This window comes from Pseudovibrio ascidiaceicola, from assembly GCF_900114245.1.
Lineage (GTDB): Bacteria > Pseudomonadota > Alphaproteobacteria > Rhizobiales > Stappiaceae > Pseudovibrio > Pseudovibrio ascidiaceicola.
Window position 1 is genome coordinate 474,733 of the sequence record NZ_FOSK01000002.1, and the last position, 14,813, is coordinate 489,545.

Consider the following 14,813-nt stretch of genomic DNA (forward strand, 5'->3'; position numbering starts at 1 on the left):
TGGAATGCAGTGCGAGGGGGAATAAAATGGCAGAGTATAATGTGACAGCGCTGGCTATTCCGCTGTTTCTGTTTTTTATGCTGATGGAATACGCCTATCTGCGCATGAGCGGGCGGGACCTGCATCGGTTTAGCGACAACATTGCCAGTCTTTCTATGGGCGTTTGTCTGCTCGTTTCAGATGCATTGCTAAAAACCTTTACATTCTCGGTATTTATCTGGGCTTGGTCGTCTTATCGGCTGTTTGATTTCAGCTCTACCAGCTGGATCACGTGGGTCCTGTTCTTCTTCGGCGTGGACTTTTGTTACTACTGGTTCCACCGCATTGCACACAGCTACAACTTCCTTTGGGGCGCTCATGTAGGGCACCACCAAAGCGAGGAGTATAACCTGACAACAGCCCTGCGGCAGAGTGCGTTTCAGTACGCCTTCTCGTGGGTCTTCTATTTGCCTCTCGCCTTCCTCGGCTGCCCGCCAGAAGTGTTCCTGATCCAGTTTATGCTGCTGAAGGCCTATCAGTTCTGGCTCCACACCCAGGCGATTGATCGTATCCCCCTGATGGAAGGTGTTTTTTCCACGCCCTCCAGTCATCGTGTCCACCATGCCAAGAACCCGATTTACATCGACAAGAACTTTGGCGGAACGCTGGTGATCTGGGACAGGATGTTTGGCAGCTGGCAGCCAGAGGTGGCAGAGCATCCTTGCCACTATGGCACCACAACGCCGCTGAAAACATGGAACCCGGTAAAGGCCAATCTTCAGCACTGGTCCATGCTGTTTCGCGATAGCCTTCATACGCACAGCTGGTGGGACAAGATCCGGCTGTGGTTCAAACCAACGGGATGGCGACCAGAAGACAGACGGCGGGCCACTAACAAACTGCAGAAAACCGGCGTCACCAACCGCCCTAAATTTGATCCTGTGATCTCACCACTGACCAAGCTGTACTGCGGTATTTCGTTTGCGCTGCTGGTGTTGTTGGTGACAATGTTTATCTTCTTGTCCCCTCAGCTGAGCGCACGGGAACTGGCGTTTGGTGTGTTGCTTATTCTAGCTGGGCTCGTAATGATCTCACAGTTTCTGGAGGGCAAGTTTCAGCTGCGGTTTGTCGAGATCGCGCGTGTTCCAGCTCTACTCTGGTTTCTTGCCGTGCTTTGGACTTTGCCAATTTCTACGCAGGTTTCGCAGCGGATGGATGTGGCAACAGGGGTTTCGCCTGAGATCGAACTCTTTGAAGAAACAACGCTTTCTGCATTACCATGGCTGGAGAAGCCTGCAGTATTGGATGGCAGCACACCTGCGGTGCAGCAGGTAACCTGGCATCCTGATGGGGAGCAAGGACAGCTGGAATACACGCTGCGCTATGAGCTCTCGTCTTTCCCGGAGCATGTTGCGAACATCATATCAGCTCGCAATGCTCTGGAAGAAAGCAGTCGGGTCTGGTTGGAGGAGCAGCTTTAGGTCGCTCTCTTATCCCCCATGTGGGGCGGTGACAAAGGGAAGGTGTCCGGACTTGATCCAGAGCTTCGCGCCCTCCTCTCCAGCTGTGATGTTGAGGTCATAGCCGATGGGTACACGGAGCCAAGCATGTTTGGGAAGGTCCTCTCCATCTTCGGTTATTGAACCCTCCAGCACGAAGATTTCTGCGCCGCCTTCTGCCTCAACCGTATGGTTTACGCCTGCCTGCCAGTGCTCCATGCGCACGTTCTCACGTTCATCCTGAAACAGAGGCGAGACGGCGACGCCTTCGCGTGTGGCATCGTTAACACGGCCAAGTTTGTTGGTGTCCACGCGCACATGGGTGCGGTCTGCAAGGTCGAACTGCCAGAGCTTGACGAGGATGGTACAGCCGGGCTCAGAGGCTGGTGTGTGTTTGGATTCAGGTGGGTTACGGATGTAGGAGCCAGCCGGGAAATCCCCGTGCTCATCCTGAAATACTCCCGCCAGTACAACAAACTCTTCTCCGCCTGTATGGACATGCTCAGAGAAATGGCTGCCCGGTACGAAGCGAACAACGGTGGTTGCTCGTGCAACTTCATCTCCCAAACGATCAAGCGGTCTACGCTCAACGCCTTTCATTGGGGACGCGACCCAAGGAATATCATCGCTGAACTCAACCACTCGCTTTGAAAAATCACCGTTGATCTTCACTGAAGCCTCCATCACATGATGCTCTCAAGTTAAGCACTCTTGTCGCTCATTTACAGATGTTAGCATGTTGTTAGGGATCACTTCATTGTTAAGCTGTTTGTTGCATTCCGTTCCCAACAGTCCCTTGCTAGGGTTCCGGCGATTTTCTGATGCACTTTGCGCTGCGCAACTACAGGACGCCTGACCATGAGCCTGCTGGCAGATTTGCTTTCTACTCTTTTTGACCGTCGTTACGTTTTTATGGGCAAGCGGGATGAGCGCCCACTAACCGAGCTTTGCAATGCCTTGATGAGCAGTCAGGGAGATGTTTCCGGTGCTGTCATTGCCCACGAGATATTGGACGGGTATGCGACCACAGATACTGACGGAAAGCGGGCGTTTTTTGAGTTTTTGAACCGCGAGATGGACATTGATCCAGACCAGCTGGAGAGTGTTGTTTCCTCTTATAAAACAGAACGGACGGAAGCAAATTACCGGAAGCTGGTGGAAGCTGCGGAGCCTAAGCGGCAGGAGCTGGCGCGGCGGCTTAATCAGGTGCCCGGCGCGACCCATCAACTGGTGCATATGCGCAAGGACTTGCTGGGTTTCATGAAGGAGCAGCCGAATCTGGCACGCACAGATCTGGATTTTCAGCACCTGTTCAACTCGTGGTTCAACCGTGGTTTTCTGGTGCTGCGGCCTATCAGTTGGGATAGTCCTGCACAGATACTGGAAAAGATCATCGCCTATGAAGCCGTGCATGCCATTGATAGTTGGGATGATTTGCGGCGGCGCTTGCAGCCTGAAGATCGGCGCTGTTTCGCGTTCTTCCATCCGTCTTTGCCAGATGAGCCGCTGATCTTTGTGGAAGTGGCGCTGACCAAAGGGGTTCCCTCCTCCATTCAAGGCGTGCTTGCAGAAGAGCGGGATATTGTGCCGGTTGATGACGTGGATACGGCGGTTTTCTATTCCATCTCTAACTGTCAGAGTGGTCTTGCGGGTGTTTCCTTTGGCAACTCTCTGATCAAACAGGTGGTTCAGGATCTTTCGCGTGAACTCAGCCAGTTGAAGACGTATGTCACACTGTCTCCGCTGCCGACCTTCTGTAAGTGGGTTAAAGAGCAAGAGATTGAAATGCCGGAGACTGATGCAGCTTTGAAGGAACTGGCCGCCTATTACCTTCTTGAAGGCAAGCGGAAGAACGATATGCCGTTTGATCCGGTAGCACGGTTCCATCTTTATAACGGCGCACTGGTGCATGATGTGCATGTGGGGGCGGACACTTCCGAGAACGGCAAAAAGCAATCGGCAGGAGTGATGGTGAACTACCTGTATGACCTGCAAAAAATCTCGCAGAACCACGAAGTGTTTGCGAATAAAAAGGAAATTGTGGCATCTAAACGCGTACAGGCGCTCGCGAAGGCTGGTGTTGTGCAAACAGCGTCTCAGCCCAAGAGCGATGTTGCCTAGCCGACAATCTTTCTGAGTGCTTTGTTCAGTGGGGCAAGCCTGCGCGGCATGGGCAGGTAGACATCCTCAAATAGTTTCTTGTAGAGCTGGACCGTTTTCGGGTCCGGCTTAAACACTTCATTCTGCCGTGTCATGGCTTTCATGGCCTGCGTGAAGTCGGGATGGACTCCAGCACCCACACTTGCGGCAATGGCAGCGCCCAGACCTGCGGTCTCAAAAGTATGCGGGCGCTCAGTTGGCAGGCCGAAAATATCTGCGGTGATCTGCATAATCGCGTCAGATTGAGAGCCGCCGCCGGAGACACGTAAGACTTTGATCTTCTCACCGCTTTTGCGTTCGATCCGCTTCAATCCACGATGCAGTTCCAGCGTGATGCCTTCGATGATAGCGCGGTAGATGTGGCCTCTGGTGTGCACATCCCCAAAGCCGATAATCGCGCCTTTGACTGGCGTGGAACGTCCGTTGTCACGGCCCCATTTGGGCAATAACGTCAAGCCATGGGACCCGGGAGGTGTGCTATTGAGCAGGTCGTCAAAGAACACTTCGACCGGGCTGCCAATCTCTTTGGCTTTTTCCTGCTCTGGGTGGCCGAACTCTTCCTTGAACCAATTGACCATCCAGTACCCCAGAATGACAGAGGTTTCTGGCGTGAACATACGCGGCATTCCGCCAGCATAGGCAGGCAGAGGGCGTTCCACCTCAAAGTACTTTCTGGAGTGAATGGTCGCCGTTGCCCGTGTTCCGTAGCTGAGGCAACCGACGCTAGCATCCACTGCGCCGCAGCCGACAGCCTCACACGCTTTGTCAGCAGCAGCGGAGATGACCGGTAAGCCTTCTGGAAGCCCTGTATGCTGCGCAGCTTCTTCACTCACATATCCTATTGGATTTCCGGGTTCGATAAGCTCTGGTAACTGGCTGCGTTTGAAGGCGAAAAGCTTCCAGAGAAAATGATTATCACTCGCCCATTGCTGCTTTTTGTAATCAAAGGGAACATAACCAACCTGTGCGCCTGTTGAATCGCGAAAAAGGTCCGTCAGCTTGAAATTGAGGTAGCCGGAAACCTGTAGGAATTTATAGGTTTTCTTCCAAATTCCGGGTTGGTTCACTGCGATCCAGTTGACCTCACATTCACTGCGTACACTCTTGATGGACCGAGACAAGCCTGCCACGCCGAAGATTGTTTTCCAAAGCAGCGGCAATGGTTTCTGCTGGTCTTCAATGCGCTCATCCATCCATGTGATCGCAGGGCGTAGAGGGATGCCTCTCTCATCAACTGCAATTTGCGTGCCGCGCTGTGTGGTGACACTCATGGCTTTGACGGCGGTCGGGTCAGCCCCTCTGTCCCACAGCTCACGGCAACAGCGGCCCAGCAACTCCCACAAGATAAGCGGGTCAATCTCCGACCAACCGGGATTATCGCTCCGATAGTCCGTGATCGGCTTTTGCACCTTGGACAGGAGCGTCCCGTCTGGAGAGAACAGCAAGGCCCGGATGCTCTGACTGCCGCAGTCGATGGCGAGAAGTGTTTCCGTCATCCAGCAGTCACCTCATGCATCATGTCCTGCTCTTGCGATGTACATGTTGACGGCAAGCTGTAGTGATCTCGCCAAATCTTCCGATATCGCGACCACTCGTCCTGCCATTTTTCCATGGACCACCCCAATTTATCTCTCAGCCGTGTTTCCAGCTCACCAGCTAATGCTGTCCCGCCTTCTTCCAACACTAAGCCAATTCGCGTGCGGCGCAAAAGGAGATCGTCCAAATGCACGACTTCTTCATGCATGATGGCCCATTCAAGCTCTGCCCAAGTACGATTTGTACCGCTGATGAAGGAAAGGCCATTGGGAGACATTGCTGCAATAAGTGTTGGAAGATCAGCGCCATAGTAACCCTGAAGCCGTTTGAGTTCTGCTTCTGGCAGGTCCCTACTGGCTTTGTCGTCAAGAGTGCTTTGCTGGGGTTCGAACACATAGTCTCCAGCACGCGCCGTGTTCTTCCCTTCCAGATAGGTCGCACAGGTTTCCAGCACTTGCTCTGCCATCACGCGGAAGGTGGTGAGCTTGCCGCCTGTGACAGTGATGGTGCCATCATCATCCCACACCACATGGTCGCGTTTGGCTTTTGACGGATGTAATTCTTTGGGGTCTTCGTCTTTATTACCTACGATTGGCCGGACGCCAGACCATGTTGAAATGACGTCTTTCTCAGTGAGCTTTGTGCCGGGGAAGTTGTGGTTGGCACCAGCTAGAAGATACGCCACCTCCTCCGGCTTGATCGCAGCTTCCTGATCCAGATCCTCCGAGTGATCCAGATCGGTCGTTCCAATCACCGTGCGGCCCAGCCATGGGTAAATGAAGACGCCGCGTTTGTCCTGCGGGTGCAGATAGGTCAGGCATTGATGCACTGGCATGCGCCAGGACGCAACGACTATGTGGCTGCCCCGTAGAGGGCGAATGCGTTTGGTCTGGCCCAGCTGCTCACGCAGGTCATCCGCCCAGACCCCGGTCGCGTTGATGACTGTTTTGGTTGAGATTGCGAAGACTTCGCTGGTTTCCTGATCTTGCACCTCAAGGAGTTTTGATCCTCCCCCGTCACTATGGATCATCTTCACAGCAGCATAGTTGAGCGTGGTTGCGCCACTTCGTCTGGCATCAGCAAGGACGCGGAGGACAAGGCGGCTGTCATCTGTGAGGGCATCAGTATATTGCGCTGAGCCCAGCAAACCATGTTCATTGAGCCCCGGCAAAGCAGCAATGGTCTGGTCGCGGTCCAGATATTTGTGGTCGCGTTTTCTGGCGAAGTATCCGTAGATGTTGAGGAGGACAGAGAAGGCGCGACGGGTTGGGAATTGCTTTTCACGGAACGGAAAAAGGTAGCTCATGGGTTCAATGAGGCCGGGAGCTTCCTGCATCAGTCTTTCGCGCTCACGCACAGATTCCCGTGCCAGCCGGAACTCGCCCTGAGACAGGTAACGTAAGCCACCATGTACCATCTTGGAGGAGCGACTGGACGTGCCCCATGCATAATCCTGCTTTTCCAGCAGCAGAACATCGAGGCCAGCTCGTGCTGCCATCAACGCAACACCAGCTCCGGTAATGCCACCGCCAACAACAACCATGTCCCAAGGCTTACTGCGCTGTTTTATGAGCGACAGTTTTTCGTGCCTGCTGAGTTGCCCTGTATTTGCCATTGCACCCTCCTCCAATATTGAGAGTTATGCGGGTTCTGTGTTGCCTACGGTTTCCTCGGAGATCAAAACGCCGGGGTTCATGCGCTGGTCAGGATCGAAATTGTGGCTCAGTGCTTTTAAGGCACTCATGCCCAGTGCGCCTTTTTCTGCAGGCAAGTATGGTGCGTGGTCACGCCCGACACCATGCTGGTGGCTGATGGTACCGCCATGGGCAACCACGGTTTCAGATGCGACTTTCTTGATGATTTTCCAGCGTTCCAGCGTCTCTTCGTAGGTGCTGGCAACGGGGAACAGATAGGTGGTGTATGCGCTGGAGCCCTGCGGGTAGACGTGAGACAGATGCGTGAAGGCGAACACGGGAATGCCTTGTTCCTTCAATGCTTTGGTGACGCTCTGTTCAACCACGTTGATGTAGGGGCGCAGGGCTGACCAGTCCATTGCAGTCTCAAAGGTATCGACACCCACGCCATGTTCCCATAATGGGTGGCGCAGGTATGGTCCTTTGAAGCGGCCTTCCTTCCATTTGTCGCCCAGCATCTTGGAAAGAACGCGCTTGGCGCCGTGCTGCTTCAGGCAGGTGTTCGCAAGTTTCTGGTTTACGGAAACTTGCTTCTTTGATCCTGTCAGCCCGAATGTGAGCATGCATTTCTGGTCAGTCAGACCCTTGAGCTTGAAGAGCATGTTGAGCTTGGAGAGCTTCTTCTCCGGCACCGCCAGCTTCAGGCTCACATCGGTTTCTGTCGCATTGCTCAGGCGCATCATAGAGAGCGGAATGCGGCCCTGCGTGACGGCCTGGACAGCAGCGACGCCACTTTCCCAATCCGGCATGAAGACCGTATAGAACTGCTCTGTTTCAGCCAATGGCGTGACGCGCAGTTTTACTTCAGTGAGGATGCCTAGCGTGCCTTCTGAACCGAGCACCATCTCGCGAAGGTCAGGACCAGCAGAGGATGCAGGAAGACTTGGAATCTCCAATGTGCCTTTGGGCGTTTCCAGCGTGCCACCAGCAAAGAGCTGTTCAATGCGGCCATACCGCAGAGATTGCTGACCAGAGGAACGTGTGACGACCCAACCGCCAGCGGTGGAGAGCTCAAAACTTTGCGGGAAATGACCGAGGGTGTAACCGATGGCTGCCAGCTGAGCTTCGAGATCCGGCCCGCGCACGCCAGCTCCGAAAGTCGCGATCTGACTTTCCTTGTCGAAGTCCAGCAGGCGATTCATGCGTGTGAGTGCGATGGTGATCTGCGGTTTCTCACTCGCCGGACACGCCAGATGCCCGACAACGGACGTGCCTCCGCCATACGGGACGAGGATCACGTCTTGCTGCGCTGCCCAGTCCATAAGCTCTCGAACTTGCTGGGAGGTTTCCGGGAAAGCGACAGCATCGGGGATGTTTTCAAACATGCCACTGCGCATTTGCAGCCAATCAGAGAAGCTCTGGCCAGATGCATGTCTGATGCGTGTTGCGGGCGTTTTATCCAGCAAGGGATGGTCTGGCGCACGAGACACTGGAACGCGGTCAATGGCGCTTTGCAAGGTGGCATCAGATAGCGGATGTGTTTCGCCTAAAAGCTCTGCGATCAAGGCCTTAGCAAAATCGGCCAACTCCGCCTGGTGCGTGTCATCGCCCCAACCGTTCCATCTTCTCATCTTAGTCGCTCCCCCACACGTATAAACTGTGCTGCGTGACGCATGCTACACAGAGTTTACGCATAGGGAAACTATGCAAGTGGATTATTTTGAGTGATGGCTAAAATACGCCGCGTTACACGACAATCTTCTGGCTCATCTGCTTACCAACCCCAAAAACGCGCTTGTAGCGTTCAATTTCTTCCCGTGATCCCATAGCTTTATTGGGATTGTCGGAAAGCTTGACTGTTGGCTTGCCGTTTGCAGAAATGGCCTTACAGACCAGTGAGAACGGAGCCAGCGCATCATCTGGCACCAGCCCGCGGAAGTCGTTGGTCAGCATGGTTCCCCAACCAAAACTGCAACGAACGCGACCGTGGAACTTACGCTGGAGGTGGGCAATCATGTCTTCGTCCAGCCCATCTGAGAAGATGACACGCTTCTTGGTCGGGTCTTCACCGCAGGCTTTCCACCATTTGATAGCGGCTTCTGCGCCTTTGACTGGGTCACCGCTGTCGATGCGGATGCCTGTCCAGGAGGACAGCCAACCCGGAGCGCGTTTCAGGAAACCTTCGGTCCCAAACGTGTCTGGCAGAATAATGCGCAGGTTACCGTCGTGCTCTTCCTGCCAGTCATTCAGCACCTGATACGGTGCCTCGGCAAGTTCCTCGTCACTTTCTGCCAGAGCGGAATAGACCATCGGCAGCTCGTGCGCGTTGGTACCGATTGCTTCCACTTCGCGGCGCATGGCGATCAGGCAGTTGGATGTGCCGACAAACTTCTTGCCGAGGCCTTCCATCATGGCTTGCACGCACCAGTCCTGCCACAGGTATGAGTGGCGGCGGCGGGTGCCGAAGTCTGCCAATGAGAGGTCTTCAACCTTGCGCAGGCATTCGACTTTTTCCCAGAGTTTGGTCATGGCACGGGCATACAGAACCTGCAATTCGAACCGGCCCATGTTTTTGAGCACGGCCCGGGAGCGCAGTTCCATCAGCACAGCGAGAGCCGGGACTTCCCAGAGCATCACGGCAGGCCAGTCGCCTTCAAAGGTGAGCTCGTACTGATCGTCTTTGACTTCCAGATGGTAAGGCGGCAGGCGCAGGTTTTCGAACCACTCAAGGAACTCGGCACGGAACATGGACCGCTTGCCGTAGAACATGTTGCCGCGCAGCCATGTGCTTTCCCCGCGAGACAGGGAGAGTGTGCGGATGTGGTCCAGTTGATCGCGGAGTTCCTTCTCATCAATGAGCTTTGCCAGCGGAATGTGCTGCGCTCTGTTGATGAGGCTGAAGGTGACCTGCGTGTTCGGCCTGTTCAGATAGACCGACTGCGCCATGAGCAGCTTGTAGAAGTCGGTATCGATCAGGGAACGAACAATCGGGTCGATTTTCCAATTGTGGTTATAAACGCGGGAGGCAATATCAATCATTGTGCAACCATCTCGCCAGAGAATTTGACACCGTGGCTTTGCATCTCATTCAAAGCCTCTTTGAGGGATCCGTTCAGATCGATCGCTCTGCAGGCATCCAGATGAACAATCACGTTGAACCCCAGTTTTGCCGCATCCACGGCTGAGAAACGCACGCAGAAATCCGTGGCCAGACCAACCATGTGCAGCGTATCAACACCACGCTCGCGCAGGTAGGCCGACAGGCCGGTTGGGGTGGTGTGGTCGTTCTCAAAGAAAGCGGAGTAACTGTCGATGTGCGGACGGAAGCCTTTGCGCAGGACAAGGTCGGCACTGTCGGTATTCAGGTCTTTGTGAAATGCGGCACCGTTTGTGCCCTGCACGCAATGGTTTGGCCACAGGACCTGCGGGCCATAGGGCATATCCGTCATATCATAATGCTGCTTGGCGTCGTGATTATCCGCAAAGGATTTATGATGCTGCGGGTGCCAGTCTTGCGTCAACACTTTGACGGCAAACTCGTTTTGCAGCTCATTGACCAGAGGGACGATCTGCTCACCGTGCTTCACAGCCAGAGCTCCGCCCGAACAGAAATCGTTCTGAATATCAATCATAATCAGAGCTTCGTTTGCCGGTCGTGTCATGGTTGCTTCCTGTTCGCGATGAGTAGTCCTGTCTAAAGCAGTTCACATCTTAGTTGAAGCAGTCGAACTGCTTTAGTCTTTGTTCTCGCGTATCTTCATCCGAAAACCGGTGTCCACTTTTCGGCGATACGCTAAAAATTTCGCAGAGCAAAATGCGAGGACGTTTAGATACACCGAAGTGGCCAGCGCGAAATATTGCGATAATCTCCGCCAAACTCAAGCAAAATATGCGGGATTAATCAGCAACCAGAGGTAAAATCTATAATTTAGGCAATGTGTGTCTTGGCCGCCTTACTCCAAGGGCATCTTTATGCACAAGTCACTGCGGGTACTCCGTCAGGATGACTGCTTCCAGAAGGCGAACTGAAAGCCGACAACGAGCTGACGAAGGCCGATAGCGGCTCCAGCGATGATGGAGAGCATGACCACCGGCGCGCTGATTGCGAGTGTCGAGAAGGCTGATATGCCCTGCCCGATAGTGCAACCCAGAGCAATCACTCCTCCAGTGCCCATCAAAAAACCACCAAGGATCTGGCGTCTGAGTTCACGCGGGTCGTCACAGGCTTCCCATCTGAAATGGCCTTTTATGAGTGAACCAAGAAACGCCCCGCTGAGGACGCCGATGACTGACCCCACGGCAAAAGACAGGCCACCACCAGATGCGGTCATGAGATACATAAGAGTATCGCCCACCGGAACTGTGAAGGAGTGACTGGCAACTGCAACTTCCTCAAAGCTTTCTTCAAAGAGATAGCTGGTTGCAACCCAACCGAGGAGGATCGCGACAGCGACAGCCAATGAGGCAATGATAGCTTTGGGGCTTTGGCGGAACTCTTTGTTGCTGACAGCGAAAAGGCCAATGGCTCCGGCAATGATCAGGGCGATTGTCAGTTCGGAAAGCTCCAGCCGTTGGGCAAGAGCGTGTGCGATGCCTGTTGAGCTTGCTTCCGAGACTTCAGTCGGGAACAGGAACACACGCAGGTAGGCTGTTGGGCCACCCACGGCCATGGCTGCTGAAATGGCGATCACCAGGGAGAGAACGAAGTACCGCATATCTCCGCCGCCCAAGCGCGCTAAAGCACCGAAACCGCAGGATCCGGCCATTGCCATGCCATAGCCAAACATCAAGCCGCCGACGATGCAGGCGAGCGGGTTCCAGCTTTGGGTGAGGTAAATGGTTTGGTCCAGCGCGATCAGGCCAAGGTGAGCCAGCAGAAACGTCGATGCGATGGAGATGGCAATGGCGAAGGCCCACATGCGCATGCGCAGCCACTCTTTGCCGTAAAGAGCATCTTCAATTGCGCCAAGTGTGCAGAAGCGGCCAAGACGTGCAGCAAGGCCAAGCAAAACACCACCCGCAAGGCCTGCGAGTGCCGCCAGAATATCCTCGGACATTTGATCCCTCCCAAGACCAAAACGCCGGAGCTTAAATATTACTTATCGCTGTTTTCTTCGGTGCAGAACAACTCAAAAATCAGGTCCAGAACCCGAGCTGCGCGTTCATCTTTGAGGCTGTAATAGACTGCCTTACCGTCCCTTCGGCAATTTACCAGACCATCCAAGCGCAAACGTGCAAGTTGCTGACTGACCGCAGACTGACGAGACGACAGAAGCTGCTCCAGCTCCGTTACTGACTTTTCGCCCGTAACGAGATGACACAGGATCATCAATCGGCCTTCGTGTGTCAATGCTTTCAGGAAATCAGTTGCATCCTTAGCATGGCCAACCATGCGTTCGATGTCTTCTTCTTTCATCCCACGTTCAATCATGGGTATAGCCATTAAACCAAATCCTGCAGACCATTTGGAACGGAGTGAGCAAGGTCAGTTAAAGTTGAATAAATTACAGCTGACCTTACAGCACACCTTTGAAGTGGTGGCATACGCTGAATGCAATCATTTTTCAACCATTGCACCGCGAATACCTTTTAGAAGTCCAGCAAATCCGAGATTTCCTCTAGGCCACTTTGGGCACATTCCTCATCAACTTTTGGAGAGGGCGCACCGGAGACACCAATTCCACCAACGATTGCACCTGCAGATTCGACTGGGAGGCCACCACCCAATGCCACAGCACCCGGGATGTCACGCAGACCTGCCGACAGATTTCCTGCCTTGATCTCCTGCTGAATTTCCAGTGTAGAGCCACGAAAACTGACAGCCGTCCATGCTTTTCCGCGTGCTGTGTCGACTGTATGAACGCCAGCATAACGATCTCTGATTGCTGCTTGTGTCTGGCCGAAGCGATCGACGACAACAGCAGAGATCTGATAGCCGCCTTCGCGGCAAGCTTCCATGGTGGCAACAGCGAGCTTCATGGCAATTTCCGGCTTCAAAGATTTGAAGCTGACAAAGGCGGATTCATCTTCTGCCTGCGCAACGCTGAAGCCTGCGGACATTGCAAGCAATGCCGCCCCTGTGATGAATGATTTCATGGAGTTCTCCCAACTGAATTATGCCCCGGATTGACCGGGAAAGATGAATTTCTTTTCAATATTATTATTGAGCTGACTGAAGCATCTGGTTCAGGGCGGGGTAGAAGAAATCTTCTCCCGGGTAACCTTCAATCCGCTGGACTTCGGCGTCGTCAATTAAAAGGATGAAGGTTGGCGTAAACCGCGCCTTTCCTTTCAGGGTCACGTTTTTGGGAATCGGATCATCAATATCCATTCGCATCAAAGGAGCTTTTTGCCCCTCCTCTGTTTTGCCGTAGGCTCCACCAATTTCCTCTTCCCAGCGTTCGCACCAAGGGCAGATTTCGTCCTCGACCAGAAGCAATTTCATGGTCGAACCAGCCGCCTGGGCACTGCTGAAAAGAAGGGCGAAAATGACAAATGAGATCCAACCAAAATTGCTCATGATATCCACGATTGACATTTTAAAATCTATGATATCTAAATATTCTAATAATAGAATGTGTTTTTAGCAAGTGCCCATATGTATCCAGATCTAACTATCATTGCGGCGGGGAGCGCGGGGTTACTCTCGTTCCTTTCGCCTTGTATTTTACCGATTGTGCCGTTCTACCTTTGCTACATTGCAGGCATTGGAATGAATGAGCTTTCCGGTGACGGGGTCACCCCTGCCATTCAGCGACGCGTTGTTTTTACATCGTTTTTCTTTGCTGCCGGTATTCTCACAATCTTTGTTGGCCTTGGCGCGACAGCAACAGTCTTCGGCCAGTTGCTGCGAGACTGGTTTGACGTGCTGCGCTACATGGCTGCTGCTGTCATCTTCATTCTTGGCCTGCATTTTGTCGGCATCATCCGGCTCAATCTGCTGCTGAGAGAAGCCCGGCTCGACAGCTCTTCAGCCCCAGCTGGAATCATTGGCGCTTACTTTGTGGGACTGGCTTTCGCCTTTGGCTGGACCCCCTGTGTTGGTCCGGTTCTGGCAACTATTCTATTCACGGCAGGTGCCAGTGATGATGTTTCTCAGGGCATGTTGCTGCTGTTTGCGTATGGGATCGGCATGACGCTGCCGTTCATTCTGGCAGCTTTTTTTTCAAAGCCATTCCTGAGTTTCATGGGCCGTTTTCGGAAGTACCTTGGTGCCATCGAAAAAGGCATGGGCGTTCTTTTGATTATTTTCGCGGTGTTGATTGGGACGAACACCGTTTCCTGGATTGCAGAGCAAATGATTGAGTATGCGCCAGGACTGACATCTTTAAGCTGAGGCGTATCCATCTCTTGAAAACCATTGAGGGGTTCTCGGGAGTGGTGCGTTATGGGAGGGATCGATGCTTAAAAAATTAATGCTTGCTGCAGCGATGATTTTCGCCAGCATGACACTGAGCTTTGCTGAGGTTGGAGAGGACGGTCTCCACAAACAGCCTTGGCTTCGCTTAACCTTCAAAGACCTTAAAGAGGACCTTGCTGCTGCCAATGAAGAAGGCAAACGCATGGTTATTCTCTTTGAGCAACGCGGCTGCATTTATTGCTCACGCTTGCATAAGAATGTCTTCAGCGACCCAGAGGTTCGCAAATTCATTGAAGACAACTACTTCGTGGTTCAGATGAACCTGTTTGGCGATGAAGAGGTGACGGACTTCGACGGGGAAGTTCAAACCGAGAAGAACATCGCACGTCGCTGGGGCGTTGTGTTCACCCCCACCTTCCTGTTCCTGCCTGAAGAGGTTGGGACTGGCAAAACAGCAGGGACTGCCTCTGTGCAGACCATGCCTGGTTCATTTGGAAAATGGACCACCCTCAACATGCTCCGCTGGGTCAAACAGAAGGGCTATGAGGGCGAAGAACATTTTCAAAAATTTCATGCACGTGAATTTTTGAAACAAAAAGAAGCCTCAGAATAGCGTTTTCACTCAACTATTTAGACTAAGGTCGA

The 14,813-nt window shown here is 53.3% G+C and carries 14 protein-coding genes; 4 read left to right on the forward strand and 10 right to left on the reverse strand.

The window, feature by feature from the left end; all coding sequences use genetic code 11:
* The first annotated feature begins 26 nt into the window (after positions 1-26).
* Positions 27-1,460, forward strand: coding sequence for a sterol desaturase family protein (locus tag BM231_RS06385; protein WP_093517736.1), 1,434 nt, complete (start codon positions 27-29; stop codon positions 1,458-1,460).
* A 9-nt stretch (positions 1,461-1,469) separates the two neighbouring features.
* On the opposite strand, the gene BM231_RS06390 is transcribed toward BM231_RS06385, so the two are convergent.
* Complete coding sequence (locus BM231_RS06390) at positions 1,470-2,150, reverse strand: cupin domain-containing protein (RefSeq protein WP_093517887.1); 681 nt, start codon at positions 2,148-2,150, stop codon at positions 1,470-1,472.
* Between the two features lie 186 nt (positions 2,151-2,336).
* Here BM231_RS06390 and BM231_RS06395 point away from each other — a divergent pair, with 186 nt between their 5' ends.
* Positions 2,337-3,599 (forward strand): malonyl-CoA decarboxylase, encoded by a 1,263-nt coding sequence (locus BM231_RS06395; protein ID WP_093517737.1) that lies wholly within the window; start codon positions 2,337-2,339, stop codon positions 3,597-3,599.
* Here BM231_RS06395 and BM231_RS06400 read toward each other — a convergent pair.
* From BM231_RS06400 to BM231_RS06440, 9 genes are all read right to left on the reverse strand, one after another.
* The gene (locus tag BM231_RS06400) at positions 3,596-5,134 is read right to left on the reverse strand and encodes an FGGY-family carbohydrate kinase (RefSeq protein ID WP_093517738.1); all 1,539 of its coding nucleotides are present in this window, start codon (positions 5,132-5,134) and stop codon (positions 3,596-3,598) included. The genes BM231_RS06395 and BM231_RS06400 overlap by 4 nt on opposite strands.
* Positions 5,131-6,789, reverse strand: coding sequence for a glycerol-3-phosphate dehydrogenase/oxidase (locus tag BM231_RS06405; protein WP_093517739.1), 1,659 nt, complete (start codon positions 6,787-6,789; stop codon positions 5,131-5,133). The genes BM231_RS06400 and BM231_RS06405 overlap by 4 nt, the downstream gene beginning before the upstream one ends.
* 24 nt (positions 6,790-6,813) lie before the next feature.
* Positions 6,814-8,439, reverse strand: a complete 1,626-nt coding sequence (locus BM231_RS06410) for an FAD-binding oxidoreductase (RefSeq protein WP_093517749.1) — start codon at positions 8,437-8,439, stop codon at positions 6,814-6,816.
* A gap of 115 nt (positions 8,440-8,554) precedes the next feature.
* A complete protein-coding gene (gene pncB, locus BM231_RS06415; protein ID WP_093517751.1) occupies positions 8,555-9,847 on the reverse strand; it encodes a nicotinate phosphoribosyltransferase in 1,293 nt (430 codons plus the stop codon).
* Positions 9,844-10,470 (reverse strand): bifunctional nicotinamidase/pyrazinamidase, encoded by a 627-nt coding sequence (pncA, locus tag BM231_RS06420; RefSeq protein WP_057463817.1) that lies wholly within the window; start codon positions 10,468-10,470, stop codon positions 9,844-9,846. Before pncA ends, pncB begins: the two co-directional genes overlap by 4 nt.
* Before the next feature lie 336 nt (positions 10,471-10,806).
* The gene (locus tag BM231_RS06425; RefSeq protein WP_093517753.1) at positions 10,807-11,865 is read right to left on the reverse strand and encodes a YeeE/YedE family protein; all 1,059 of its coding nucleotides are present in this window, start codon (positions 11,863-11,865) and stop codon (positions 10,807-10,809) included.
* A 38-nt stretch (positions 11,866-11,903) separates the two neighbouring features.
* Complete coding sequence (locus BM231_RS06430; RefSeq protein WP_063287076.1) at positions 11,904-12,251, reverse strand: ArsR/SmtB family transcription factor; 348 nt, start codon at positions 12,249-12,251, stop codon at positions 11,904-11,906.
* A gap of 146 nt (positions 12,252-12,397) precedes the next feature.
* Positions 12,398-12,904, reverse strand: a complete 507-nt coding sequence (locus tag BM231_RS06435; protein WP_063287075.1) for a GlcG/HbpS family heme-binding protein — start codon at positions 12,902-12,904, stop codon at positions 12,398-12,400.
* A gap of 64 nt (positions 12,905-12,968) precedes the next feature.
* Complete coding sequence (locus BM231_RS06440) at positions 12,969-13,346, reverse strand: thioredoxin family protein (protein ID WP_244310563.1); 378 nt, start codon at positions 13,344-13,346, stop codon at positions 12,969-12,971.
* Between the two features lie 60 nt (positions 13,347-13,406).
* On the opposite strand from BM231_RS06440, the gene BM231_RS06445 reads away from it, so the two are divergent.
* Together BM231_RS06445 and BM231_RS06450 are read left to right on the forward strand one after the other, a co-directional pair.
* The gene (locus tag BM231_RS06445) at positions 13,407-14,144 is read left to right on the forward strand and encodes a cytochrome c biogenesis CcdA family protein (RefSeq protein WP_208860128.1); all 738 of its coding nucleotides are present in this window, start codon (positions 13,407-13,409) and stop codon (positions 14,142-14,144) included.
* A 64-nt stretch (positions 14,145-14,208) separates the two neighbouring features.
* Complete coding sequence (locus tag BM231_RS06450; protein ID WP_093517755.1) at positions 14,209-14,781, forward strand: SoxW family protein; 573 nt, start codon at positions 14,209-14,211, stop codon at positions 14,779-14,781.
* Positions 14,782-14,813: the final 32 nt, after the last annotated feature.

Coding starts and splice junctions, on each gene's coding strand:
- BM231_RS06385 (WP_093517736.1), top strand. CDS start 27: ATGGCAGAGTATAATGTGACAGCGCTGGCTATTCCGCTGTTTCTGTTT.
- BM231_RS06395 (WP_093517737.1), top strand. CDS start 2,337: ATGAGCCTGCTGGCAGATTTGCTTTCTACTCTTTTTGACCGTCGTTAC.
- BM231_RS06400 (WP_093517738.1), bottom strand. CDS start 5,134: ATGACGGAAACACTTCTCGCCATCGACTGCGGCAGTCAGAGCATCCGG.
- BM231_RS06405 (WP_093517739.1), bottom strand. CDS start 6,789: ATGGCAAATACAGGGCAACTCAGCAGGCACGAAAAACTGTCGCTCATA.
- BM231_RS06410 (WP_093517749.1), bottom strand. CDS start 8,439: ATGAGAAGATGGAACGGTTGGGGCGATGACACGCACCAGGCGGAGTTG.
- pncB (WP_093517751.1), bottom strand. CDS start 9,847: ATGATTGATATTGCCTCCCGCGTTTATAACCACAATTGGAAAATCGAC.
- pncA (WP_057463817.1), bottom strand. CDS start 10,470: ATGACACGACCGGCAAACGAAGCTCTGATTATGATTGATATTCAGAAC.
- BM231_RS06425 (WP_093517753.1), bottom strand. CDS start 11,865: ATGTCCGAGGATATTCTGGCGGCACTCGCAGGCCTTGCGGGTGGTGTT.
- BM231_RS06430 (WP_063287076.1), bottom strand. CDS start 12,251: ATGGCTATACCCATGATTGAACGTGGGATGAAAGAAGAAGACATCGAA.
- BM231_RS06435 (WP_063287075.1), bottom strand. CDS start 12,904: ATGAAATCATTCATCACAGGGGCGGCATTGCTTGCAATGTCCGCAGGC.
- BM231_RS06440 (WP_244310563.1), bottom strand. CDS start 13,346: ATGTCAATCGTGGATATCATGAGCAATTTTGGTTGGATCTCATTTGTC.
- BM231_RS06445 (WP_208860128.1), top strand. CDS start 13,407: ATGTATCCAGATCTAACTATCATTGCGGCGGGGAGCGCGGGGTTACTC.
- BM231_RS06450 (WP_093517755.1), top strand. CDS start 14,209: ATGCTTAAAAAATTAATGCTTGCTGCAGCGATGATTTTCGCCAGCATG.